The following is a 23,262-nucleotide window of genomic DNA, read 5'->3' as shown; positions in this document are numbered from 1 at the left end:
GCAGCTTTGAATCAAGCGTGCGCCCGAGTCAGGATTGCGCTTCCTGAAGAAAGCGATCCACCACATCAGGGCCGGTGGAATGCATCGCGATTGAGAGCTCAAGGAGCCTGTCTTTCACCTTTTTGGGGAGCAACTCGATGGATTTGGTAGTAGCAGAGTCATACTTGGCGCCAGGGAACCGCTCCAACACGACATTCTTCTGCTCTTCGGTCGCATAGATCTCCAGCAGCTTCATGCCGGCAAAGGCGTCCTTCGCCGAGTCGGCCATTCCAGCGTTTGCCAGTGCATCCAAGCGTTCTTCGTTGATCCACACGTTGACTTTGATTTTCTTCTCGGCGCTGCTCATGAACCCAGCCCCTCTGGTTGCTTCAGTGTAAAGACCGGCCGGCGTGTGTTGAGGTATTCATCGGTGACGAAGGGTGAACCTTCGCCGTACTTGGCAGCACACTCCATCACAACGTCAAACACTTCGTGGCGCATCACCTTCTGAGTCGGCTTTACTTCATCCGTCAGAATGCTTCGTATGAGGCTGCCACTGAAACTTTGCGCTTGTGAATCGTGGCCGCACAGAGCAGAGTTGGTCACTTCCAAGCACTTTGGGCAGTACCAGTTCTCTCGGAGGAACACCGGTTTGATGCCCAACTCGGTTTTGTGCTGCTTGAGCAGTTTTTGCGCGTCGTAGGGGTCGTAGAAATCGCCCACCCCGGCGTGGTCTCGCCCGAACATGTGATGGGTGCATCCGAGGTTGGTCCGCAGGATCGCGTGGAAGATCGCCTCCCGGGGACCGGCGTACCGCATATCCCAGAGTGTGAAAGACACCGTATGGACGTTGTCGCGGAAATACCCGCTCGTCCTCAGGACGTTCTGCGCCAACAGTATTGCCTCGTCGATATAGTCCCCGATACGCTTCTGGCCGATGATGGCATTGACTAGGACCCCCGTATTCAGATCGCTGACGGGCATGTCCTCGTTGGCCGCAAACCAGGCTTGCTTCATCAATGCTTCGTGGCCGGTGTGCGGAACGTTTCGCGTTTGATGGGCGACCACGTGCCTCCATTGCTTCTGCGCCAACGCGTCCATGTGCTGCTTCGGCGTGAGCCAAAAACTCTTGAACGGCTCGTTGAAGACCGGCTCGTTGATCAGCGTGATCTCACCACCGATGAACCTGTTCTCATAGCCCAACGTCTTTTTGACCCCAGGGTGGCGAGGATCGGTTGTGCCGTAAGTCTTTTCGGCCATACGCTCGAGGTCGTATTCGTATATCTCGGCGATGTCGAAGATGGCCATGGGTGCGCCAAGATATTCCAGAACTACGCTGGCCCCCTCCTTTACACTCAGCTTCTCGATGGTCTCAGCGGACATGTCGAAGACGATGGGTATGCTCCATAGGATTCCGTCTGGAAGTCGCAATTTGTCCAGGGTTCCATCAACTTCGTGTCGGCCCATGAACCCCGTCAGCGGGGTGAAGAAGCCATAGGACAGGCTGATCACTTCGTGGGCGGTGGCCTTTGAAATGGGAACGTGCGGCATGCCTTCAACCCGGCTAGCCACCCTTTCCGTGGACACTCTTTCGACGATCGGTTTCCCGCCATGACCCGTGTAGTTCATGTCATCACCTCGTTTCTCACCTTCTTGCTTTCGGTGGCCTGTATCGTGTGTCGCCGGGTTGGTCGGTCACGATGTCTGTGCGTCATTGACCAGTCCCATGCCAAGCACTAGGCCTCCACAACAAGTTGTCGACGCAGTCATGTCCCGACCGGTTCCCCAAGGTGCTTGCTGCGCCGCTGTTGTCACATCCGTCCTGTGAGGACGCACGTAGTGGACCCACATCAACAACAATGTGGCGACGGTGTAACACGCCGCCAAGAACGCCCAGAATGCGGTTGTCTCGGTGCCCGCGGTGTCGCAGGACTGCGATCAATACATGTCTATTCGTGACGTTTGAGTCGACGTGCTGGAGGTTCTGACTAGGCGAAATCACAACGGCCAATTACCATCCTCCGCGTCACAGGTGGCTACGAAAGTCGTAGCCGAATACCGATCTGTTCCGCAGGGACCGTTGGCCGTCGATACCGACGTGCAGTTGTGGCGAGCCCCACCGCCATCGTGCGTTCGTCTTCAGTAAAGCCGAATTTTGGCCATAGCACAAGCTAAGATGGTCAACTTACTGGAGTTTCCCGTCTGACCTTGTTTTCCTATGCTTTGGGCAGCCGCCAACCACGTGTGTCTTGGAACTTCAACCGAGCTTCGAGCACTCCACGCCAGCAACCATTAACCGCGAACATGGCCTATACATTAAATATTCGCCACCTGAGTCAACTGGTCCGCCCGGAATCACCGAACCTGACTTTGGTGGACGCCGCTCTCATCGGCCGTCCCCTACGGGGGCGGCGTAGGTCATCCGCAAAGCACCTGGCGGTGCTGGCGTTGATCGATGAATCTTCACCGTTCGTGGAGAAGCCCGAGATGGCAAAGCAACTGGGATGCCGAGTAAGCCTGCTGGCCGGAAGCGATCTGTCGTCCCCCAAAGCGAACCCAATTGCGCTGACCATCGTGAAATATGACCGCGCGTTGTAAAGGATTGGCATCCAGCACGCGAAGCGCGTTTCGACCCGGGGTCGAAACCTCGTCAGCGACTGGGCGTCCGCGCCTTTAGGCATGTTTTGGCGACTTGTGCATCGGTAACTGGAGTCAGAGCCGCGACCTGTATGTGGAATCGCTGTGGGCTTGAGTTCGGCGCTGCTAGTACCGATGATTTGCCATGGGCGGTCTCCCGTGATCGTCGTCATCGGAGGCTAAGGCGGGCACCATTTCACTAGTGACCAACCCTTCGTGTCGTGTCAATTCATCGACCACGTCGAAGGATTCGGCGATGTTGGCTGGTGTGTCGACGACGATGGTGACAACGGGCACGTGACGGGCCAACGAGAGCAGCTTGTCCCCGTGGGGTTCGTGATCTCCGTGGAAACCCCAGATTCCGCGTAGGACGGTTGCCCCATCGGGCGCTTTGCGCTGTCGAAGGCGTTGAACAATGGCGCGGTGAATTGGCACGCGGCCGTAGCGGGCCGATTCTGAGGTGTAGATCATCAGCTTCTGCCAGAGAGGTAGACCATGTTCGTCCACACCAGGCAAGGCGTGGGGCCGTTCCAGCAACGCACCGTCGCGCTTGCACACGCGAACTCGTTCGAGGGTGAAAAGGGGCCGCCGCAGCAGCCCGCCCAGTTCGGGCAGCACCCGGCCGATGCGCTCCCCGGACCCAACGGCAATGATCATCATCGGGACGTCGGCATTGCGACCAAAAAAGTGTGCGCGTTCCCGGTGGCCATGGGCGATACCATCTACGCCCAGAAATACCGAGGCGCCGGCAAGGCGGCGCCGATACATCAAATCGCAGATCGCTATGTAGGCGGGCACTCCGTAGGCTTGTTCCTTACGGCCGACATAGATTGTCAGCTTGACGGCTTCGTGCAACTCCTCAGGTAAGTCCACCGGTCCGATGTCCTCGCGCAGCAGCCGGGCACGTTCGAGCGTGACTAATCCGCGTTGTTTGATGGCCAGCACGGAATCGAGTAGCGCTTCGACTTTGGCTCGGGTGTCGATCGCGGTAACGGCGATCGGTGGATCCTCGGATAGCGTGAGGGATTCATCAGTTCTGTAGTGGCGCCCGGTGCCGAAGCCGGCGATGCCGCGCAGGACGATGCTGCTGGCCATGTGGTGCTGCTCGTACAGGCCGAGCAGTACATCGGAGACGAAGACGTCGCCACCGGTCCGTCGCCGCTCGGCCAGATACGCTGTCAGCTTTAGGCAGTCATCTTCCATCGTGGTTCCTTTACACCTTGCCGTGTCCTATGATTGACGGACAATTCCGATCCGCAGCGCGATCACTGCTCCCGTTGTGCCGGTTCGATATTCTGATCGCCCCACGGGATCGACGCTGCTGGGTTAGCCACTCGAAGGTGCGCCATTCAGCGGAGAAGCCTGCGTGAGCGGCGACTGGCCAGTGACAAAGGAACCGACCACCAGATCACGGCCAGCACAGGACAGCGGTGGCATGATGCCGCGCAGCGCGCGGAGTTCAGTTGTTGCCATGGTGCGTTCAATGGTTGCGGCCCATACAAGGATTGGCGTTTTGCCAGTTGCGTGGGTGATGAGCTGCGCAGGGCTAGTCCCTTGCGCGGTTACGGTAGGTGTGGTTGCGTTGCTGCGGCACCTAATGGAGCTACAGCAGAGCAGGCGCTGATCGCGCCGAGGCTTCCCGCGATGGCTCATGAGATCGACCGAACCAGATAGCGATCGACTCGGTGTGGGGCCCGAGGAGGACGATAATGGGCAGCGGCATGCGGATTGGCCAGACGGCCGGAGCGCCAATGATGTTCAGGACGCGCCACATACCGCACAAACCGGCGTTCAAGCCGACCCTCTCTGTCACCGGCCCGGGTGGGCCAGGCGTAAAAGATCAGCCTGGGACCGCCCAAATACGTGCGCGCCGGCCGGACTTCAACGCGAAGCCCGAAACCCAGTACAGCAGCGGAGGATTGGCCAACGGTACTGTACTTATTCACCGTACCGGCGGTGAAGCTGGAAGTATGGGCTGTTTCTACAAGCAAGGAAGCGCCCGTCAGATCGCTGTCCCGCGCGAGCTGCCGGACACGACTGGGCCGCTGGGCCAGCCGCCTATGGCCACGTCGCAGCAACCGCAATCGAACGCCAAGCCCAACGGTGCCCGTCGACGCACTACTGTGTGGCACAGTTGCTTTCGGCGAAGAACATGTGACCATGGCGTCATGGTCGCGGTTGCATGCGACAAGCGCGATGCGCTCCGAACGCCAGGCTTCAACGCCTGCTCGAATTGGAATCTTAGTGGCCGTTCGCGCGAAATCTTTCCAATGATCGTTTCACTTCGGCTTCTGCTGCTTGTTTATTAGACCAATCACCTGCGTTGACATACTTGCCAGGTTCAAGGTCTTTGTAGTGGATGAAGAAGTGTTCGATGGCCTCTAACTCGTGCGACGGGACGTCGTTGATGTCGTTGATCTGGTTCCATCGCGGGTCACTGGCCGGAACACAGAGCACCTTGTCATCACCGCCGGCCTCGTCGACCATTTGGAACATTCCGACCGTCCGGACCGCGATCATCACGCCGGGAAACACCGGCTCGGGCAGCAAGACGAGCGCATCGAGAGGATCCCCATCTTCGCCCAGGCTATCTTCGATATAGCCATAATCTGCGGGATAGCCCATCGACGTGTATAGGTAGCGGTCCAGTCGCATGCGGCCAGTGTCATGGTCAGCCTGGTATTTGTTCCGCTGCCCTTTAGGGATCTCGATCGTCACGTCGAATTCCATAGCGCTACTCCCTTACTGTGTTGAGGATTTCATTCGGACTGACCCCGCGCGCAGGGACGATCAAGCTCAGTCCGGCGCGCGGATGTTTCAAGAAGTTGATGGTCGAAAGGTCCGGCAGCCTGCTGGCCATACCCAGGTCGGATTCGGTATGAAGAATCGCGACTGGCGCGCGCGGCGCCACTCGCCACGCATGACCCTGAACCCAGGCGTGGCAGCCGCGTTGGTGGGGACGCATATCAAGTTGAACGGACTGCGTTGATTCGGGGTGCGCCTGGGGGATAGGCCAGCCGGTCGGATGCTCCTCCGACGTCGAATTGATTGCTTGTGGTGGCGAATTGGCCCGCGATGCAGGCCTGCCTGTGGTAGCAAGACCTGCCAGGCTGCGTCGGGCCGGTTGGTTAGCGAGCATGTTCTCCGCCACTGATCCCGCGGCTGCATTCAGACCGTGGCTGCTATCGGTGGGGCGGGGCATATACAGGGGAGCCGCGAGGAAACCTATATCCCAAGCGGGACACCGTCTTTCGTGCCCTGCGTCCCTGACGCAAGCCGTCATAAGGCACCGCGAGGGCAGCGATATGTGCCGAGGGCGACGTGCTTCAACTGCGACTCCTTCGTTCGCAGGGGCCATCAGCCGTGTCGGCGGTTTAGGGCGGGCTCCATCGCCTGTGTCAGTCAACCAAGAGTAATTCAGTTGGGTCAAGGGAGATCTCAGTCACCCGTCAACGATCGTCTCATGCGAGCGGTCACCTGTTGGGGCGGCGTGCACATGCTTGGGCAGCCGATTGCGTCGCGGGCCATGGGCGCTGTCCGAATCAAGCTGGATGAGCGGTCGCAGGAAGCTGGTAACTTGCTGTGCGTCTGCTCGGTGGCGCTGTGGATCATGGTGGTTCACGCTAGTGTCAAGGGATAAGATCATGTAAGTTTTAAGGTGCGTTCGCTTGATGTTAACGCACCATGGCGGTGGGGCTCGCCACAACCGTTCGTCGCGTCAGCGATGGCCAACGGTCCCTGCGGAACAGAACCAGTACACAGCTGGCTAGGCATGCAGCTGAGACTGACGCGGAGGACCATAAGTGGCCGTTCAATTTTCGTGCACGCCTACGATTCGATGCCGTCGTGGCGGTGCTCCTAGTTGGGGAATATGCCCTTCTGGCGCCTTAGCTCGAGCAAGCCCTGTGGTAGCTACTGCCTGTACGGCTGATTTGCAAGTCCGCATGGTCGAACCTGCTGCAGTGGTCGGCGGGTCTTTCGCTGATTTGCGCCCGTTCACGCATCCCACGTCGATGGTCGCGTCGTGGGTGACTGGGCGCCGCGAGGCCTCGGTTGGGGCTCCTGCGTTGGGTCGGGATTCGCGCACAAATCATTCCGCCGACGCGGGTGCGTGCCGTCGCGTGCTGGCGCCCTCATGTGAAGGTGCGGGCACGTCGCAGAGCCTCGGCGGTCGCAGAAGGCGACCGGGAATCGAATGAAACCGCACGTTTTGGGCATGGTTTCACGCCGGTATCCGAATTGCCAATGCGCCCAATGTAAATAGAACTTGCTCATGCTACGAGTCGCTTCGATGGCCCACCGATGTCTCGCCGAAAGGTACGTAATTCATGGTGCGTTCGCGCATTGCCGACTGGAATCCCGAAGACACCGCGGCATGGGATAGCGGTAATCGTGCCATCGCTCGTCGCAACCTGGCCTGGTTGCTCGTGAATGTTCATGTTGCCTTCTCGATTTGGTACCTCTGGTCGGTGATGGTGCTGTTCATGCCGCAGTCTGTCTATGGGTTCTCAACGGCCGACAAGCTGCTGATTGATGCCATCGCTTCTCTGGTGGGCGCGTTGGTGCGGATACCCTATGCAATGGCGGCCAACTGGTTTGGCGGTCGCACATGGACGACCTTGTCGTCGCTGGTGCTGCTGATCCCGACCGCTGGTGCTCTTGTGCTGCTGGCCCACCCCGGCTTGCCGTTGTGGCCATACCTGGTGTGTGCAGCGTTAACGGGCCTGGGCGGCGGTAACTATTCCGCGTCGCTGGCCAAGGTCGACGGGCTATACCCGCAGCGGCTCAAGGGGTCCACGCTGGGACTGACCGGTGGAATCGCCAACCTAGGATCGGCGTCTATCCAGGCGGTCGGTCTGGTGGTGCTTGCCACTGTCGGCCATCAGGCACCCTACTGGGTCTGCGGCATCTACATGGTTCTGCTCGCCGTCGGTGGCGTGGGCGCGGCGCTATTTATGGATGACGTCATTGCGCATCGCGCCGGCCTGTCGATCGCCAACCTGCGGGCCATCCTCTCGGTGCCCGATACATGGATACTCTCCTTTTTCTACATGTGTGCCTCAGGATCTTTCCTTGGGTTCGCGTTTGCCTTCGGGCAGGTCCTGCAGCACGATTTCACAGCTGCCGGAGAGGGCCATACACGAGCATCGCTGCACGCAGCCCAGATCGCGTTTATTGGACCACTTTTGGGATCGCTGGCGCGGATAGGCGGCGGTAAATTGAGCGACCGATTCGGCGGCGGCCGTGTCGTTCTCAGCGTCTTCGCCGGCGCGATTGTGGCTGGTGGGTTACTCGTTGCGGTCAGCACACACAACGACTTGACCGCGGGGCGCGACGGCTCGTTCACCACCCTAACGATGGCCGGTTACATCGTCGGATTTATCGCGCTGTTCACATTCTGCGGTGCGGGTAAGGGACCGGTATATCAGTTAATCCCTTCGGTCTTCGAGGCGCGTAGCCACACGCTGGGCCTTGACGACGCCGAGCGCCGCGACTGGGCACGAGTCAGATCATCATCGTTAATCGGGTTCGCCGGTGCCTTCGGCGCCCTCGGGGGGGTCGGGATCAACGTCGCTCTTCGCCAGTCCTATGCCAGCGCCGGTACCGCAACCCCCGCCTTCTGGATCTTCTTGCTCTGCTACATCGTCGCAGCGATCTTGTCGTGGGCGCGCTATGTCCGCCCAGGCGGCCCCCTGCCTGCCGCTGGGGAAGGGGCGACGGCGCAGGTGGCACATACCGACCAAGACATGACCCCTTCTGGCGGCAGGTGGCGGGCGTCGTGAACGGCCCCCGGGACCCCGTCGGGAATCTTCTAACCCCACATAAGTCGAACATCCAACACAAAGCCGCCAGGACAACGACAGGAGAGTGGCCTAGTCCGTGAATAGAAACCCCATTCAATACCTTGAAGAAGTCGCTGCCATCGCAGTCGAGGCCGGACGACTCACCCTCAAGCACCGCCGTAATCCGCAGATCGCCGAAAAAGGCGATCATGCCGGTGACACATCTCCGGTGACCGACGCGGATCTGGCGTCAAACCAGTACATTACCGAGCACCTCACAATGCTCGATCCGCAGATCCCGATCATCTCTGAAGAAACCGCATCGGCCGACTATGAACTTCGAAAGAACTGGCCACGCTTCTGGCTAGTAGATCCTTTGGATGGAACCAAGGAGTTTGTCAAAGGCAGCGATGAGTTCACCGTCAACATCGCACTCATCGACAACCTCGAACCCACCCTCGGCGTCATCTATCTTCCAGCCCAAGACCTGCTCTACTATGCCGAAACAGGACGGGGCAGCTGGAAACAGCACAGCACCGATTCGCCTGTCCAAATATTCTCGGCTCCGCCGAACCTGAGTGACGGACTCACTGTGGTCGAGAGCAAGTCACACCCCTCCGCGGAATTGGAAGATTACCTAAAAGACCTTCCCATTAAGGAACGGATCACCGCGGGCAGTTCCCTCAAGTTCTGTTTGGTCGCCGAAGGCCGTGCCGACATCTATCCGCGAATGAACCCCACGATGGAATGGGATGTGGCGGCCGGCGATTGCATCTACCGAAACTCCGGGAAGGGTCGTCCACGGAGGTCCTCGTTGACATACAACAAGGCGACACTGAAAAACGACAGCTTCGTCATCGGTTTCAAATAAATCTAGTCAACTAACGCTCCGGGCAAGACCTAGGAAGTAGGAAAGATGCACGAATTCACCGGGGGAGGTGTCACCGATTAAAATTATGATGAGCAAAAGCGGTGCTGCACCGGCTCCGAGGGCACCATTGTCGCGAAAGCCGTGCACGCGCTCGCCCGGCTTTCACGCGACACCTCATGCCATCCGTAGTACCGGTACCTACCGTCTCGACTTCCCTCATATCCGGTGTATGACCTGGCCGGTGGACGAGGCTGTGGCGTCGTGTCATGGGACAACCGCCGGCGATCTCTTGCATCGCGTCCCGCCAATTTTTGGTTTCGGAGCGTCGTCACTTTCCGTCGAGAAAGTACACCTGCCGCAGCTCATTATGCAAGGAGTTTCTATATGAGCTCGAATATCACCTGGCACGACACCACCGTTACTCGCCGCGAACGGGAGATCCTCAACGGTCACCGGGGATGTGTTCTCTGGTTTACCGGCCTCAGCGCCAGCGGTAAGAGTACGGTCGCAAACCTCGTTGACCAGAAATTGTATGCGCGCAGAGTGCGCAGCTACCTCCTCGATGGTGACAACGTCCGCTACGGCCTCAATGCCAGCCCCGACGCCCTGGAAGAGCGCCATGGTGCGGAATTCGCCAAGCGTTTCGGTCTCGGGTTTTCCGCAGAGGATCGCGAAGAGAATATCCGACGTATCGGCTCAGTTGCACGATTATTTTGTGACGCCGGGATCGTAGCATTAACCGCGTTTATCAGCCCTTATCGTCGTGATCGCGACGCGGTACGCTCCACCCTCGCCCCGGGCGACTTCGTGGAGATATTCGTAGATACCCCGATCGAAATATGCGAGCAGCGTGACCCTAAAGGTCTTTACAAAAAAAGCCGCGCTGGGCAAATCAAGGGATTCACCGGTATCGATGATCCGTACGAACCCCCGCAGAAGCCGGAATTACGCCTCGACGGCCAGCACAACGATGCCGACTCACTGGCCCATGAGGTGGTGTCCTATTTGGAAAAGGTCGGCATCGTTCCCGAGCTCAAAGGGAACGGGAGCTATTGGGAAGGACGCGGCTTGTTTGGTCGATAATTTTAGCTTCGGCGATTTTTCCGACGCACATGTATGTGTATGACAACTTTTAAATCTGATTATGCACCGAAAGGCGGATTCACCATGACGGAACGGTTACTGTCCCCCACCAGAGTCCAGCGGGACTACCTTTCCAATTCCTTGGTGTGGGAGGACTTTCTGGCCCAGGGCGGCTTTACCGACGGGGATATCGTGGTTGCCGACCCGTTCAAGGCCGGCACCACGTGGACCCAGCGCATCCTGCAGCAAATACTGAGCAACGGCGAAGAGCACGACGCCGGACTCTCGGATACCTCGCCGTGGCTCGACTCGAGCTGGGGCAATCACGCCGAAATGCTCAACGTGCTCGCGCAGCAGCGCGCAGCCGGGAACCGGCGCGTCATCAAATCGCACCTGCCCGCGGATGCATTGCCGATTGCTCCTGAAGCCCGTTACGTCTTTGTGGGCCGCAACGGCAAAGACCTCGGAATCAGCTTTCACAACTATCTCCACAATTTCTCCAAGCCAACGATGGACACCATCAACCAAATCCACGCCGAATGGTCCGGCGACCCAACCCCGTTGGTGATCCCGGACGACATGCAGAAGTTTTTTGATCTGTGGCTCGATACCAACGGTTATCAGTGTTGCGACTTGCTCGACATCATGGCGTCCTGGTGGAAGCTCAAGGACGAGCCGAACGTCCTCCTTGTCCACTACCAGAATCTCAAAGAAGATTTGCCCGGCCAGATCACACGGATAGCGAAATTCCTTTCCGTTGATCCCGAATCGCTACAGATGGATGCCATTGTCAGACACTGTTCCTTCGACTACATGAGCGGGCGCGCGGAGAAGATGGCGCCGTTTGGCGGCGAACACATGTCCAGCGCTAAAGCCTTCTTCCACAAAGGTCCCAAGCGGGATTTTCGGACCGAACTGACTTCCGAGCAGATCCAACGCTTCGACCGCGTTGCGCTCGAAAAGCTGGGCCGAGAATGCGCGCAATGGCTGGAATCAGGCGGAAATGTTTGAGTCCGTCAGCGGCACCGGCGCACGCGCGGGGCACGCGCCTTCGTCGCCGTGTGCGTGGGGGAGGCGTTGAGACACAACAGAGTTCGAGCCTCGACGCAATAGTCATTGGGCCGAACCGGGAGGGGCCGGCAGCCTCGATGGCAAGACGCAACGCGAGGTTGTGACGACGACGTGAGGTAAGGGGGCGTCGATGACAATCGATTTCGGGATGCTACCACCGGAAGTTAACTCCGGTCGTATGTATACCGGTCCTGGATCGGGGCCCCTGCTGGCCGTCGCGGCGGTTTGGGACGCCTTGGCTGCAGAGCTGCACTCTGCAGCAGCACTGTATTCGTCGGCGATCTCAGGAATCCTCGCCCGGTGGCAAGGTGCCTCGTCGATGACGATGGCGGCAGCAGCCGCACCATATGCGGCCTGGATGAGCGCGACCGCGACGCTCGCCGAGCAGACGGCGACCCAAGCCAAAGCGGCCGCTGCAGCCTTCGAAATCGGTTTTGCGGCAACGGTACCGCCATCGGCCATCGCAGCCAACCGCGCGCAGTTACTGGCTTTGGTTGCGACAAACTTCTTCGGTCAAAACACGCCGGCGATCATGGCCACTCAGGCTGAATACAGCGAAATGTGGGCTCAGGATGCGGCAGCGATGTATGGCTATGCCGGCTCCTCGGCGGCTGCCTCACAGCTGACGCCTTTCAGCGCGCCGTCGCCGATCACCAATCCGGGTGGGAATGCCGGGCAAGCCGCCGCCATCGCCCACGCCACCGAAGCGGTTGGCGAGGTGCACGCGCAGTCCCTACCGCAACTGATGACTGCGACGCAATCCTCGTTGCAAAGCCTCGCAAATCCGTTGTCTGCCGCAGTGCCTGCGGCAGACCCTGCGTCCTCGTCCTCGTCCTCGTTAGCCTCGTCCCTGAGCAGCCTCAATAGCTTCATCACCGGGCCGCTATCTCCGGTGTCGCTCTTCTCCATCGGGGGTACGCCCGAGCTCTTGGGCGCCCAGTGCTATCTACTCCCTCAGGCGGGCGCGAATTTGACTAGCGCCGCTGACAAGCTGGCAGCAACCCCCGCGGCGAGTGGTGCGGGATTGGTGGTTTCACCAACTCCTGCGCTGGCTCCGACGGTATCGGCGGGACTGGGCCGCGGGGGACTCGTCGGGGGTTTGTCAGTACCCCAGGGCTGGGCGGCTGCTGCCCCGGCTGTCAAACCCGTGGCGGCGGTGTTCGCCGAGACCAGCCCCACGGGCGCTGCGCTGGCGACCGCTGGGCCGGGTGAGGGCACACTATTCGGCGACATAGCTGTGTCGAGTCTGGCCGGGCGGGCAATCGCCGCTAGCGGCAGTACCGCCGCCCGGTCAGCAAGTGCCAGCTCCGGCGCCGCTACCGGTCAGGCCAGCGGCGCAGTCAATATCTTTATCGTCCCGGCGGTCCCGCAATGACCGCTATTGCCGACACTGCCATGTCCTTGCTCAGTCCTTGGGCCCGGGCTAATTACCCAGTGGTGCAGCCAGTTTCACCGTCACGATGAGGAGCGCTCATGTCGTCAACACCGCACCCGAAAATTCCTGTAGTTGCTGCAAGTGAACCGGGGCAGGCCGCGTCGAGCGATAGTGCGCACGGAAGGGTTGAGTCGAGTCCGCCTCGGCAGATGGACTCGACGGCAGATGTTGCGATGTCCAGACTGACTGCGCTGCGATTGGACACTTACGCGCAGACTTTGCGCGCGCTCCGTCCGCCAACCGCCGTGGCCCCGCCCGCGGGCGACGAGGTGTCGGCGCTTACCGCCGCTCAGTTCAGCGCCCATGCCCAGATGTTGCAAAAAATCAACATCCTCTTCGTCGGAGCCCACGAAGCACTGATGAAACGCCTTGCAAATAAGGCAGGTTCGAATGTGAGCGCAGATCCCGGCGAAGCTACGACCTAAGGACAGTGCAATGTATTACGCGTTACTGCCGCCAGAGATCAACTCAAGTCGGATGTACGCCGGACCCGGCTCAGGGCCAATGTTGGGCGCAGCGGAGGCCTGGGACGCCTTGGCTGCCCAACTGCACGCAACCGCACAGGCGTACTCTTCGGTGATCTCAGGGCTGACCGCGGCATGGCTGGGGCCCTCATCGATATCGATGGCTGCCGCGGTTGCGCCGTATGTGTCGTGGATCAGCAGCACGGCCGGCCAAGCTGAGCAGACCGCTGCGCAGGCCAGGGCGGCCGCGGCTGCCTATGAGACAGCATTCGCGGCCACGGTACCCCCGCTGGTGGTGGCGGCCAATCGCAGTGAACTGGCATCTTTGGTGGCCACCAACGTCTTTGGGCAGAACACCGCGGCGATCGCGGCCAATGAAGCCCATTACAGTCAGATGTGGGCCCAAGACACCTCGGCGATGTCAACCTATGCCGGCCAGTCGGCGGCCGCCAGTACGGTAACACCGTTCACTGAGCCGACAACGACCACGAACCCAGACGGCGTGCTTGCCCAGGTTCGGGCAGCGGACACCGGAGTCTCGTCGGTCGCCTCCGGTGTGCGGTCAGAACTATCCCAGCCCTTCAGCGCCGTACCCACGGCCCTGCAAAGCTTCGCGACGGCTCCCACGGGTTCCCAGCCCCTGTCAAACCTGCTGACCACTGTCCAGGATCTCGCTGGATCGCAGAGCTTGAACACGATCGCCTCGGACCTTGAGTTCGTCCCCAAGTTGATCCTTCCGGCGAACTCCGTGTTGGTTAACACGATCATGGGCCTGGTGATCGGGACGAATCACCTCAACGGATTAGCGGCGGCGGGCGTTGGAGCCGGGGTTGCCTCAACGGGGCTTGCGTCGGGCAGCCCTCTGATCGGTTCGGCTGGCATGGGTAGTGCGGTCGTAGCAAATGTTGGCCACGCTGGCTTGGTGGGAGCGATGTCGGTCCCACCAAGCTGGGCGACTGCCACCCCGGCGATCAGAACAGTGGCCGCGGTGCTTTCGGGCGCGGCGGAGGGCGCCATACCGGCCGGCGCGGTGAGCGAGGGGACACTGCTCAGTGGCATCGCGGCAGCCGGGGTGGCCGGAAGCGCTGTGGGCGCAGCGGCTCCGAGCGCTTTTGGTGGTGCCGGTGCCCGCTTTCGTTCTACGCCGCTCAAAGATGCCTCACCAAAAACGGGTGAGTCGGCAAAAAATCTACAGCGCCTCGTCGGCGAAATGGCCGACAAACCAGACAACGTCCAACACTGGCACACCGATACCGCGGGGTTGGAAAGCCTTGTCGCGAAGTTGAAGAAGAAGCCGGGCATCCACGCGGTGCACCTGACCGACGGAGACGGGAATATGCCGCTACCGCACATCGGTTAGAAGTCACCATGCCAGTGGCCCCGAGTGAGACCGTCACCGAAGAAATGGAACAGTCCAGTGTCAAGACATCTGGACCTAAAGATGTTCCCCCAAGTGACCGAGTTGGAGACAAGCAATGAACGCTCGCGGCGTGACCCGGGTCTATTTGGCCAGGCATGGACGTACCGCCCTCAATGCGGATGGGCGACTTCGTGGTCTCAGTGACCCGCCGCTAGATGACGTTGGGATTGCCGAGGTGGCAAGGCTCGCAGACGCCCTGGCCGCGCGACAGCCGCGGGCAGTCATCTCAAGTCCGCTGCAGCGGGCCGTCGCGACCGCGCAAGCAATCGGTTTCGCCGCCGACGCGCCGGTCGCCATCGATGCTCGGCTAACGGATCGTGACTACGGCCCCATGACGGGAGTCCGCCGTGACGAGGTTGAGCGCCGTTACGGCAGCGTTGATTCCGCACCGGGTGTGGAGGACCGTACAGCACTGGCTGAGCGCGCCCACCGAGCGTTCCTCGAATTGGTGTCCGAATTTGCGTCGGGGCCACTTGTTCTGGTGTCTCACGATGCGTTCAACACCGCTTTGTTGGCACGGCTGGATCCAGCACTGGACCATATCGGCCAACGGACCGCGTGCTGGAATGAGCTCAGCCTCATCGATGGAGTGTGGCGGGTAGATGCTTACGACGTTGTCGCCCAATGACTCTCCTTGCGTGTCACCTAATCATCGATGTGGGTCCTGACAGCGCCCCCATGTCAGGCCCAGTGATGACCAAAGCTGATCGGGTTGTCGCCGTTGGGTCGACGGGGTTCACGCCAGCAAGGCCGCGTTGCGATGGGCAGCCAAATCGACCCGATTGATCGCCGGTGTAAACCCTCGGTCCTTCCTGGATTCGCGGTCCGTGCGTACCAGGAGCCAGGGTGTGGCGGTGTCGCTGGGGTATCCCGCCGCAGAAGCCGTCGCTGGAAATCTTCTGTACATCAGCCTTTTACGGTTGTCATACCTTCCTACTGTGGGTATAAATAGTGAATAGTTAGTGAAGTTGCGCCGTCAGTGGATGTAGCTAGTTGACGACGCAACGGCGGTGGGGCTCGCCATAAATTGCTCGTTCGTTATCGGGCGGCCAACGGTCCCTGCGAAACACATGCAGTACTTGGCTTGCGGTTGTGTAGCCAAGCGTGACGCAGGAGGAGCCGTCTGTGGCTATATGTTATGTCTTCGTATCTGGTCTCAAAGTCAGTGGATTTTGTGCTGCGCCGGCTCGTGTGATGCCGTCGCATCGAGCTGTCGTGCGTGTGCGCTCCTGTACCTCGAGGCGTTGCTAGGTAGCTTCCAGAAGCTGTTGTCGCCAACCATGATTATGCGCGCTAAAGGCTCAAAGGCCTTGAGGGACTGGCTGCTTGACCTCGGTCCGGTTTACTCGCGGTGGCGCCTTCTCAGTGGTCGGCTGATGAAGGGGGAATGCTAATGCTGGATTACGGGGCGCTAGCGCCAGAGATTAATTCGATCAGGATGTATTCCGGTCCGGGTTCGGGGCCGATGATGGCCGCCGCAGCGGCGTGGGACACCTTGGCTAATGAGTTGGAGTCGGTCTCCCGTGGCTATTCGTCGGTCATCACCCAATTGCACGGCGGGAGCTGGTCTGGCGGTGCTTCTGTGGCGATGGCGAGCGCGGCGGCGCCGTATGTGGCGTGGATAGCTGCCGCAGGGGCGCAGGCAGAGGAGGCAGCCAGTCAGGCTCGAGCGGCGGCGATCGCCTATGAGACCGCGTTCGCCGCGACGGTGCCGCCAGCGTTGGTAGCGGCTAACCGTACCCAGTTGGCGCAGCTCATCGCGACGAACATTCTCGGGCAGAACACCGCGATGATCGGGACGACCGAGGCCTCTTACCAAGAGATGTGGGCCCAGGATGCGGCCGCGATGTATGGCTACGCCGCGTCCTCGTCGGGCGCGACCAGGCTAACCCAGTTTAACGACCCTCCACAGACCACCACCGTCTCCGGGTCGTCTACGCAGGTCGCCGCGGTAGCTCAGGCTACAGGCACCTCAGCGGCCGGAAAGTCTCAGACAACGCTGTCCCAATTGATGTCGACGGTTCCAAAGCAGTTGCAAAGCCTTGCCACAACCGGATCTGCGAGTTCGTCGGTCTCGGATTCGTCGTCGGCACTCACCGGCATCAGCAACTTCAATACCGTGACCCAGCCGGTCAACCTCGGCGACGGCATCAGCCGCACGATCACATCGGCGGGAAGCTTTGGTACCGGACTGTTCCGGTCGAATTTGCAGGATGCCGCCGCGTCGGCCGCCGATGCTTCCAAGGCCGCCGATGCCGCCAGAGCGGCCGAAGGTGCCGCGAGCGCGGCCCGGGGCGCGACGGCATCCGCGGTGACGCGCGGTCCGGTGATGGCCGGTCTTGGCAGTGGGACATCAGTTGGGGGCTTGTCGGTGCCACAGAGTTGGGCGGCGACGAATCCGGTAGTCACCACTGTTGCCCAGGCGCACTGGTTGTCAGATGCCGAGCTCGAGGGCGGCCCGTCGTGGCATGAGGCCGCACCGGCGGCTGGCGTGTGGAACGGGGGGCCGACAGCGGGTGCGGGGGCCGCTTCGGGCCTGGTGTCGCGGCCTGTAGTCAACAACGTGCTGCGGTTGACGCCACGGCAATTCAAGATGCCGCGTCCTTCGTCCGGCGGTTAGCTACCAAACCCGCTCTTCAATGCAAACAGCACCGGCCGCAACTGCTTGCTGCGCGTGACGGTCGAGCCAGTGGTGAAAGGAATGCCGATGTTTGATTTCGGGGCACTGCCGCCCGAAATCAACTCGGCCCGGATGTATTCAGGTCCGGGCTCGGCTCCACTGATGGCGGCTGCGGCGGCCTGGGACGCGCTGGCTGCACAGCTAGAGCTGTACGCGGCCGGGTATTCGTCAACGCTCGCAGAGCTGCAGGGCCAATGGGCGGGCGGGTCGTCAATGGCGATGGCCGGCTCGGTCGCACCGTACGTGGACTGGGCGACGGCCAGCGCGGTGCAGTCAGAGCAAGCCGCCGGGCAGGCTCGCGTGGCAGCTGCGGCCTACGAAGCGGCATTCGCCATGACGGTGCCACCCGCCGTAGTCGCCGCTAACCGCATGCAGCTTGTGATTCTGGTCGCGACCAACTTCTTTGGGCAGAACACTCCGGCGATCGCGGCCAACGAGACTGAATACGCCGAGATGTGGGCCCAAGACGCCGCCGCCATGTACGGATATGCCGCATCCTCATCTGCTGCGTCCACGCTGACGCCGTTCGCCGAACCGCCGCACACCACCAACGCGGATGGTCCATCCGCTCAAGCGGCCGCGGTAGGACAATCCGCGGGTAGCTCCACCGGCCAGAGCCAGCTCACCCTGTCCCAGCTGATGTCGGCTGTGCCGCAGCAGCTCCAAACCCTCGCGACGGGAGGAGCCGCGAACGCTTCGGCGGCCGATCCTCCCGCGGGGGCGACATCAATAGTCAACGCTTTCAGCATCTTCAACACCCTGGTTACCATCCCGGCGCAACCATTCTGGTCGACAACCTACTCAGTATTTTCAGCGGGGCAATTTGGGACGGGCCTTAACTTAGCGAACCGCCAGGCGATGAAGGCCGCAGCCAAGGCGACGGCTTCTACGGCTGATGCGTTGGCTCCCGGCGGTGTTCGTGGCCCGGTGCTAGCAAGCAGGGGCCGCGCGGCACCGGTGGGGAGATTGTCAGTCCCGCAGGCCTGGACGGCGTCGAGCCCGGCTGGTGGCGCTGTCAACGGTCCAATCACCGTGTCAGGGCCAGAGTTTAGAGCGATCCCGGCAGCTCTGGAAACCACGTCGACCAATGCGGTGGGACCGATGCCGGCGGTGCGCTCAGCAGGTCGACCTTCGGGTGTCCCTGTTTTGCGCAACGGACGGCGCACCTTCACGATGCCCCGCCCCGCCCACGGCGGATAGACACTTGGTTGGGCTCACCAAACTGACCCCATCAGCTGCCACCTGAAACAGCATTGATTCCATGAGGCAATCAATCGCCAGCCGTGCGAAGGAGGCTGCTGCCAAGGGACGCCATCTCGCGGATCACTAACACCGTGCAGTTCTCCTACTCGTAGCGCCAACGTGTTGGTGGAACTCTTCCCATCCGGTGGGCCGAGCTCCCTCGTGGCTGTCATCCGGCGGCCGGCGAGCGGGGCACCACACTTGGCGTGCGCTTCTTGGCGGCGACATTGCTGACAGCGCGTCCAGCGAGCGTGCCCAGCAGCGACTCCCCGAACAGGGTCGCCGGTACCGCGGCTGGAGCAACCGGGGCAGCTGCTGCGCTGGGCGCGGCTAGTCCCGCAGGGCTAACCGCTACCGGAGTTGCGGTGGCGGCCCATGTTTGCGGCACTGACAACGTTCCCGCTAATGTGGCGCGGCCCATCGCCACTGAAACAGTCCGTCCGCCAAGACCTGCTGCTTCAGACGTCAGCGGGCCGGCCGGGCCGCCAAGGAACGGGCCTATGCCTTGGGCGGCATCACGTTCGGCCGCGATGGCAATGGCATGGTTCGTGGTCCCTATGGAGCTTCCCGAGAGCGACGAGCTGGTAACCGACGCGGACGCGCTACCCACGTCCACCGAGTTGCCGAAAATGTCGGCAGGGGTAAAACCTAGCGGGTTCGCCGCCGCGCTTGGATCGGCGGCTTCTGGCACCGCATTCTGTACCTGCGAAAGGGCTTGCGAGCTCGTTGACTGCGCCTGGCCCGCCGGTGTACCTGAGGCTTGACTGACTGCGGCGGCTTGCCTTGCGTGTCCGTCGGGATTGGTAGTTCGTGGTGGATCGCCAAACGGCGCGAGCTGCGCTGCGCTGGCCGAAGAGCCAGCATAGTTGTACATGGTTTCGGCGTCCTGGGCCCACATCGTGTCATAGTCGGCTTCGGTCGCTGCGATCGCCGGGCTGTTCTGGCCGAAGAAATTGTTCCCAATCAGTGACGCCAGGTGAGTTCGATTGTCGGCGATCAGAGCAGGGGGCACGGTTGTCGCGAAAGCGGTCAGATAAGCCGCCGCCGCCGTACGGGCCTGGGTGGCGCTCTGCTCGGCTTGAGCTGCGGCGCTGTGCATCCATGTCACATACGGGGTGACGGCATCGGCCATCGCCGCCGACGACGGGCCCTGCCAAGTGCCGACGGTTAGGCTGGCGATAACCGAACGGTACGCCGACGCTGACGAATTCAGTTCACTGGCCAGGTTGTCCCAGGCATCGGCGGCGGCCAGCATGGAGCCCGAGCCGGGGCCAGAATATATTCTGGCTGAGTTGATTTCTGGGGGTAGGGAGCCGTAATCCATTGGGAGAAACCCTTTCTTACTGTCCAGCGATGGTTCGGAATGCGCAGTTGCCGGCTGTGAGGTGAGCTGCTCTGGTGCGACGGCAGCGTGTTGGACTTCCGCCGCCGCGGGGAGGGGCGGTGACGTTCGGAGTGGCATGAGTTCTATGCATTTTGGTCTTCCTGTCTATCCGGCGGCCGGGGAACGCACGATGATGGGACGGCTTTTCTGACGACGCGCCTCGGCACCCTCTTCCCGCGAAAGAGTTCCTAGAAGCGCCTGGCTGAATGAATTTCCAGGAACTTGATGCATATCCGCGGCGGTGGCAGTGGTGGAAGCGGGATGATCGGGTAACGCCAGCGCAACCTCGCGTACCTCAGGAGCTGCCGTGGTCCACGTGGGTGGGACCGATAATGACCCGATGGCGGACGCGCGGCCCCGTCCTGCTGAGACCATTGATATACCAGGCCGACCAGGGGCGCGCATCCCCCCGTTTTCGAGCGGCGGTGCGGCATTGCGTGCGGATCGGAAAGCCAATCGCTCGTTAGTGATGGCAATCCCGCGCCCTGAGGTAGCGGCGCTGCTGTATCCCACCGCCATATTGACGAACCTGGGGGGAGTGAGCGCGACAGTAACCAGCGCTTGGGGAGTCACCAGTGGGTCCGATGACGCCGCAGGTACGGCAAGCTGTGCCGGTGCAGTTACTGCCTGGGAGGTCAGTTGGGGCAGGCTCGCAGGTTGGGTTGCCGCGGAGTTACTGACGGCTTGCGCGGTAGCTTCGAACTGGACGGTCAATCCGGAGCGACCGGTAGTGGGGGCTGGCGTGCGAAATGGCGTTAAAATGCTTGCGGTAGCTGACGATTCGGCGTAGCTATACATTGCCGCCGCATCTTGGACCCACATCTCTGCGTACTGCGCCTCGGTCGCGCCGATGGCTGGGGTGTTTTGTCCGAAGAAGTTGGTTGCAATCAACGTCATCAGCAGGCTGCGGTTGGCGGCGATCACCGGTGGGGGCACCATCATCGCGAAACCCAGCTCGTAGGCGGCTACCGCTTGCTTGGCCTGGGCGGCGGTCTGTTCGGCCTGCTGCGCGGTGTCGTAGAGCCACGCGATATAGGGTGTGACTGCCGCTGCCATCGATGACGACGACGGGCCCAGCCATTGACCACCAACCAGTTCGGCGATAACAGATCCATAGTGCGCAGCCACGGAAGACAGCTCGACTGCGAGCGCGTCCCAGCCCATTGCGGCACCCATCATTGGTGACGCTCCGGGCCCGGAATACATTCTGGCCGAGTTTATTTCTGGTGGAAGAGCTCCAAAGTCCAGCACTGGCAATCGTTTCAGATCAAGGCCGAGGAGGCATCGGGGTCTCCCACCAGATTGATGCGTTTTGTCCAGTCTGATAGCGCAGACAGTGCTTCGCGTTGGCTAGTGAGAAATCACCTCGGAACTCTTCTCGATGTGTGTCACTGACGGCTGTGGATTGATACAAAGTCGAAACTAGTCTGCAGGGTCGCTCACGTGCTTTCACTGGCCGCAGCGCCCCGAGGCGGTTCATTGGTTCCGATTGCCGCGGCAACCTCGACGTGCCTGTCACCCGTGAAGGGGATACATCAACCACTGGACAGCATGGCCCAGCCACGAAATGCGCGGGTCCGCCCAGGAATCGTCGATGGACAACGGCGGTGGTCTGAATCTGCGCTGCCGCTTTGCTGGCATCGGGCCGGCCGGAGTTGAGGACCACTGTTTCGTCGTGTGCACCAGCCGCATTAGATGGTTTGGGTGCGCGAGCAGGCGCGATGCCGTCAGACGGTTGGGCACGGCGACGCTGCAACGGGTCGGTACTGACCCCGGCGATGATCAGTTTGCGCATCACTAACCCGCCCCCGCTTCTACCCCGATGCACTCAACAGGTAGAAGCCATCAGCCGGTGTCGGCGGTCAAAGGCGGGCCTCATCGCCTAAACGCGATGTTAACTGCGACTTACGGCTTAGTGCAACGCGGCGCACGTAACCAATGGCCGGCCGCCGGCCCGTTCGCAGTGATGACAACCACCGTGTGGGCGCCTCATAACCTGCCAGAGTCGCTTTGTTGGGCGCTGCGGACGCCTGAGCAAGGAGTTGAGACACCCGAACAATACGCTGGGCTGCGAAACCTATTGGGCCGTAGGGGGATGAGCCTGACATGCACAGAACAGATTCGTTGCAGACACGACCGGGTCTAAAAGACAAAGACGCGACCCCGATGGGTTGAGGCACCGTCGCGCCATAGTGGTTCGCTGCGCCGGCCTGCCGCGGCCGGATTGCGAATAACTGTGATTCCTGGCGCGCTGACCTGGTGTGCTGCTATCCTGGCTAAAGCCGCAGTGTCTTTGCGGTTGGCGATGAGGCTCGTCAGAATCGCGCTAAACGGCGCTAATGGCTTCTACCCCGTACCGCATGCAGGTTGCGACGCAACTAGGCGTCCAGGCGAGGGAGGAAGTCATGGATACCCGCGATATCTGGTCGGTACAGGACGCCTCGATGTTCAAACGGCTAAATCCTGCGGTGGCTACCGTCACCGTCCACCGTTCCCTACGTTGGCTGGCTGGCTGTGGGCGTCTTCAATGGCATCGACGACAGGGTCACATACCGAATCCCCCACATCGAGAACCGACACTCGCGCGGTCAACAATTTCCAGTCGTCCTGATGGCATTGTCTCGCTTTGGGTTTCATTCAGGACTGCAACAATGGTAGGGAATCCCACGAGTCTGCTGGCAGGCCCCCACCGGGGGCGGGGCTATGACGGATCGCGGCTTACTTCCAGCTCGTGGATGGTTTGAGATCAATTTAGGAGGGAATCAATATGTCGTTCGTGACAACGCAGCCAGAGGCTTTGGCCGCGGCGGCCGGGAGTCTGCAGGCTATCGGGTCGACCTTGAGCGCCCAGAACGCAGCCGCAGCAGCCCCAACGACGGGGGTGGTACCCGCCGCTGCTGACGAGGTGTCGGCGTTGACCGCGGCCCAGTTCGCCGCACACGCGCAGATGTACCAGGCGGTGAGCGCCCAGGCTGCCGCGATTCACGAGCAGTTCGTGAACACCCTGTCCATGAGCTCCGGTTCCTACGCAGCCACCGAGGCAGCTAATGCGGCCGCCGCTCTCTGATCACCACATCACCCCAGTAACTACGTAGCAAGGAGAACAGCCGACATGGCAACTCGTTTTATGACCGACCCGCACGAGATGCGGGCGATGGCGGGTCGCTTCGAGGTGCACGCCCAGACCGTTGAGGACGAGGCCCGCAAGATGTG

Annotated in this window: 18 protein-coding genes, 1 pseudogene and 3 riboswitches; of the genes and pseudogenes, 13 read left to right on the top strand and 6 right to left on the bottom strand. The window is 61.0% G+C overall.

What is annotated here, in order from left to right:
- Window positions 1-28 precede the first annotated feature (28 nt).
- Together AC5Y30_RS23475 and sat are read right to left on the bottom strand one after the other, a co-directional pair.
- Window positions 29-346 carry a DUF6955 family protein gene (locus tag AC5Y30_RS23475; RefSeq protein ID WP_499921424.1) on the bottom strand — a complete coding sequence of 106 codons (318 nt, stop codon included), beginning with the start codon at window positions 344-346 and terminating at the stop codon, window positions 29-31.
- Complete coding sequence (gene sat / locus AC5Y30_RS23470) at window positions 343-1,608, bottom strand: sulfate adenylyltransferase (protein ID WP_499921422.1); 1,266 nt, start codon at window positions 1,606-1,608, stop codon at window positions 343-345. The genes AC5Y30_RS23475 and sat overlap by 4 nt, the downstream gene beginning before the upstream one ends.
- 675 nt (window positions 1,609-2,283) lie before the next feature.
- On the opposite strand from sat, the gene AC5Y30_RS23465 reads away from it, so the two are divergent.
- Window positions 2,284-2,577, top strand: coding sequence for a hypothetical protein (locus AC5Y30_RS23465; protein WP_499921420.1), 294 nt, complete (start codon window positions 2,284-2,286; stop codon window positions 2,575-2,577).
- 165 nt (window positions 2,578-2,742) lie between these two features.
- On the opposite strand, the gene AC5Y30_RS23460 is transcribed toward AC5Y30_RS23465, so the two are convergent.
- Window positions 2,743-3,819 (bottom strand): DUF190 domain-containing protein, encoded by a 1,077-nt coding sequence (locus tag AC5Y30_RS23460; RefSeq protein ID WP_499921419.1) that lies wholly within the window; start codon window positions 3,817-3,819, stop codon window positions 2,743-2,745.
- 1,038 nt (window positions 3,820-4,857) lie between these two features.
- Entirely contained in the window at window positions 4,858-5,346 is a 489-nt protein-coding gene (locus tag AC5Y30_RS23455) for an inorganic diphosphatase (protein WP_499921417.1), read from the bottom strand.
- 611 nt (window positions 5,347-5,957) lie between these two features.
- Window positions 5,958-6,019: riboswitch (Fluoride riboswitch) on the bottom strand.
- Between the two features lie 925 nt (window positions 6,020-6,944).
- Here AC5Y30_RS23455 and AC5Y30_RS23450 point away from each other — a divergent pair.
- The 10 genes from AC5Y30_RS23450 to AC5Y30_RS23405 all read left to right on the top strand — a co-directional run bounded on the left by AC5Y30_RS23450 (window position 6,945) and on the right by AC5Y30_RS23405 (window position 18,623).
- Window positions 6,945-8,399 carry an MFS transporter gene (locus AC5Y30_RS23450; RefSeq protein WP_499921416.1) on the top strand — a complete coding sequence of 485 codons (1,455 nt, stop codon included), beginning with the start codon at window positions 6,945-6,947 and terminating at the stop codon, window positions 8,397-8,399.
- Window positions 8,400-8,496: 97 nt separating this feature from the next.
- On the top strand, window positions 8,497-9,270 hold the full coding sequence (gene cysQ, locus AC5Y30_RS23445; protein ID WP_499921414.1) for a 3'(2'),5'-bisphosphate nucleotidase CysQ: 774 nt from the start codon (window positions 8,497-8,499) through the stop codon (window positions 9,268-9,270).
- A 384-nt stretch (window positions 9,271-9,654) separates the two neighbouring features.
- Entirely contained in the window at window positions 9,655-10,353 is a 699-nt protein-coding gene (cysC, locus tag AC5Y30_RS23440; RefSeq protein WP_499921413.1) for an adenylyl-sulfate kinase, read from the top strand.
- Between the two features lie 144 nt (window positions 10,354-10,497).
- Window positions 10,498-11,364, top strand: a complete 867-nt coding sequence (locus AC5Y30_RS23435; protein ID WP_499921412.1) for a sulfotransferase domain-containing protein — start codon at window positions 10,498-10,500, stop codon at window positions 11,362-11,364.
- A 196-nt stretch (window positions 11,365-11,560) separates the two neighbouring features.
- Window positions 11,561-12,799 carry a PPE family protein gene (locus tag AC5Y30_RS23430; RefSeq protein WP_499921591.1) on the top strand — a complete coding sequence of 413 codons (1,239 nt, stop codon included), beginning with the start codon at window positions 11,561-11,563 and terminating at the stop codon, window positions 12,797-12,799.
- Between the two features lie 233 nt (window positions 12,800-13,032).
- Window positions 13,033-13,284 (top strand): PE family protein, encoded by a 252-nt coding sequence (locus tag AC5Y30_RS23425; protein WP_499921590.1) that lies wholly within the window; start codon window positions 13,033-13,035, stop codon window positions 13,282-13,284.
- Window positions 13,285-13,294: 10 nt separating this feature from the next.
- The gene (locus tag AC5Y30_RS23420; protein ID WP_499921411.1) at window positions 13,295-14,683 is read left to right on the top strand and encodes a PPE family protein; all 1,389 of its coding nucleotides are present in this window, start codon (window positions 13,295-13,297) and stop codon (window positions 14,681-14,683) included.
- A gap of 115 nt (window positions 14,684-14,798) precedes the next feature.
- On the top strand, window positions 14,799-15,371 hold the full coding sequence (locus AC5Y30_RS23415; protein ID WP_499921409.1) for a histidine phosphatase family protein: 573 nt from the start codon (window positions 14,799-14,801) through the stop codon (window positions 15,369-15,371).
- 765 nt (window positions 15,372-16,136) lie between these two features.
- Window positions 16,137-17,363: a PPE family protein gene (locus AC5Y30_RS23410; protein ID WP_499921407.1), complete on the top strand. Its 1,227-nt coding sequence runs from the start codon at window positions 16,137-16,139 to the stop codon at window positions 17,361-17,363.
- A gap of 87 nt (window positions 17,364-17,450) precedes the next feature.
- Window positions 17,451-18,623 carry a PPE family protein gene (locus AC5Y30_RS23405; protein WP_499921589.1) on the top strand — a complete coding sequence of 391 codons (1,173 nt, stop codon included), beginning with the start codon at window positions 17,451-17,453 and terminating at the stop codon, window positions 18,621-18,623.
- A gap of 211 nt (window positions 18,624-18,834) precedes the next feature.
- Here AC5Y30_RS23405 and AC5Y30_RS23400 read toward each other — a convergent pair whose 3' ends face one another.
- Entirely contained in the window at window positions 18,835-19,989 is a 1,155-nt protein-coding gene (locus AC5Y30_RS23400) for a PPE family protein (protein WP_499921405.1), read from the bottom strand.
- A 165-nt stretch (window positions 19,990-20,154) separates the two neighbouring features.
- Complete coding sequence (locus AC5Y30_RS23395) at window positions 20,155-21,297, bottom strand: PPE family protein (RefSeq protein ID WP_499921588.1); 1,143 nt, start codon at window positions 21,295-21,297, stop codon at window positions 20,155-20,157.
- 581 nt (window positions 21,298-21,878) lie between these two features.
- A riboswitch (Fluoride riboswitch) is annotated at window positions 21,879-21,941 on the bottom strand.
- 400 nt (window positions 21,942-22,341) lie between these two features.
- Window positions 22,342-22,405, top strand: a riboswitch (Fluoride riboswitch).
- A 411-nt stretch (window positions 22,406-22,816) separates the two neighbouring features.
- On the opposite strand from AC5Y30_RS23395, the gene AC5Y30_RS23390 reads away from it, so the two are divergent.
- On the top strand, window positions 22,817-23,116 hold the full coding sequence (locus AC5Y30_RS23390; RefSeq protein WP_499921404.1) for a PE family protein: 300 nt from the start codon (window positions 22,817-22,819) through the stop codon (window positions 23,114-23,116).
- Window positions 23,117-23,161: 45 nt separating this feature from the next.
- Window positions 23,162-23,262 (top strand): annotated as a pseudogene (locus AC5Y30_RS23385) (WXG100 family type VII secretion target); the annotation flags it as partial.

Source organism: Mycobacterium sp. NGS27, from assembly GCF_059813005.1.
Note: the sequence above shows the minus strand (reverse complement) of the source record. Positions and strands in the feature narration are given on the sequence as shown.

Coding starts and splice junctions, on each gene's coding strand:
- AC5Y30_RS23410 (WP_499921407.1), top strand. CDS start 16,137: ATGCTGGATTACGGGGCGCTAGCGCCAGAGATTAATTCGATCAGGATG.
- AC5Y30_RS23455 (WP_499921417.1), bottom strand. CDS start 5,346: ATGGAATTCGACGTGACGATCGAGATCCCTAAAGGGCAGCGGAACAAA.
- AC5Y30_RS23475 (WP_499921424.1), bottom strand. CDS start 346: ATGAGCAGCGCCGAGAAGAAAATCAAAGTCAACGTGTGGATCAACGAA.
- AC5Y30_RS23390 (WP_499921404.1), top strand. CDS start 22,817: ATGTCGTTCGTGACAACGCAGCCAGAGGCTTTGGCCGCGGCGGCCGGG.
- AC5Y30_RS23460 (WP_499921419.1), bottom strand. CDS start 3,819: ATGGAAGATGACTGCCTAAAGCTGACAGCGTATCTGGCCGAGCGGCGA.
- AC5Y30_RS23425 (WP_499921590.1), top strand. CDS start 13,033: ATGTCCAGACTGACTGCGCTGCGATTGGACACTTACGCGCAGACTTTG.
- AC5Y30_RS23450 (WP_499921416.1), top strand. CDS start 6,945: ATGGTGCGTTCGCGCATTGCCGACTGGAATCCCGAAGACACCGCGGCA.
- cysC (WP_499921413.1), top strand. CDS start 9,655: ATGAGCTCGAATATCACCTGGCACGACACCACCGTTACTCGCCGCGAA.
- AC5Y30_RS23400 (WP_499921405.1), bottom strand. CDS start 19,989: ATGGATTACGGCTCCCTACCCCCAGAAATCAACTCAGCCAGAATATAT.
- AC5Y30_RS23420 (WP_499921411.1), top strand. CDS start 13,295: ATGTATTACGCGTTACTGCCGCCAGAGATCAACTCAAGTCGGATGTAC.
- AC5Y30_RS23465 (WP_499921420.1), top strand. CDS start 2,284: ATGGCCTATACATTAAATATTCGCCACCTGAGTCAACTGGTCCGCCCG.
- AC5Y30_RS23405 (WP_499921589.1), top strand. CDS start 17,451: ATGTTTGATTTCGGGGCACTGCCGCCCGAAATCAACTCGGCCCGGATG.
- AC5Y30_RS23415 (WP_499921409.1), top strand. CDS start 14,799: ATGAACGCTCGCGGCGTGACCCGGGTCTATTTGGCCAGGCATGGACGT.
- sat (WP_499921422.1), bottom strand. CDS start 1,608: ATGAACTACACGGGTCATGGCGGGAAACCGATCGTCGAAAGAGTGTCC.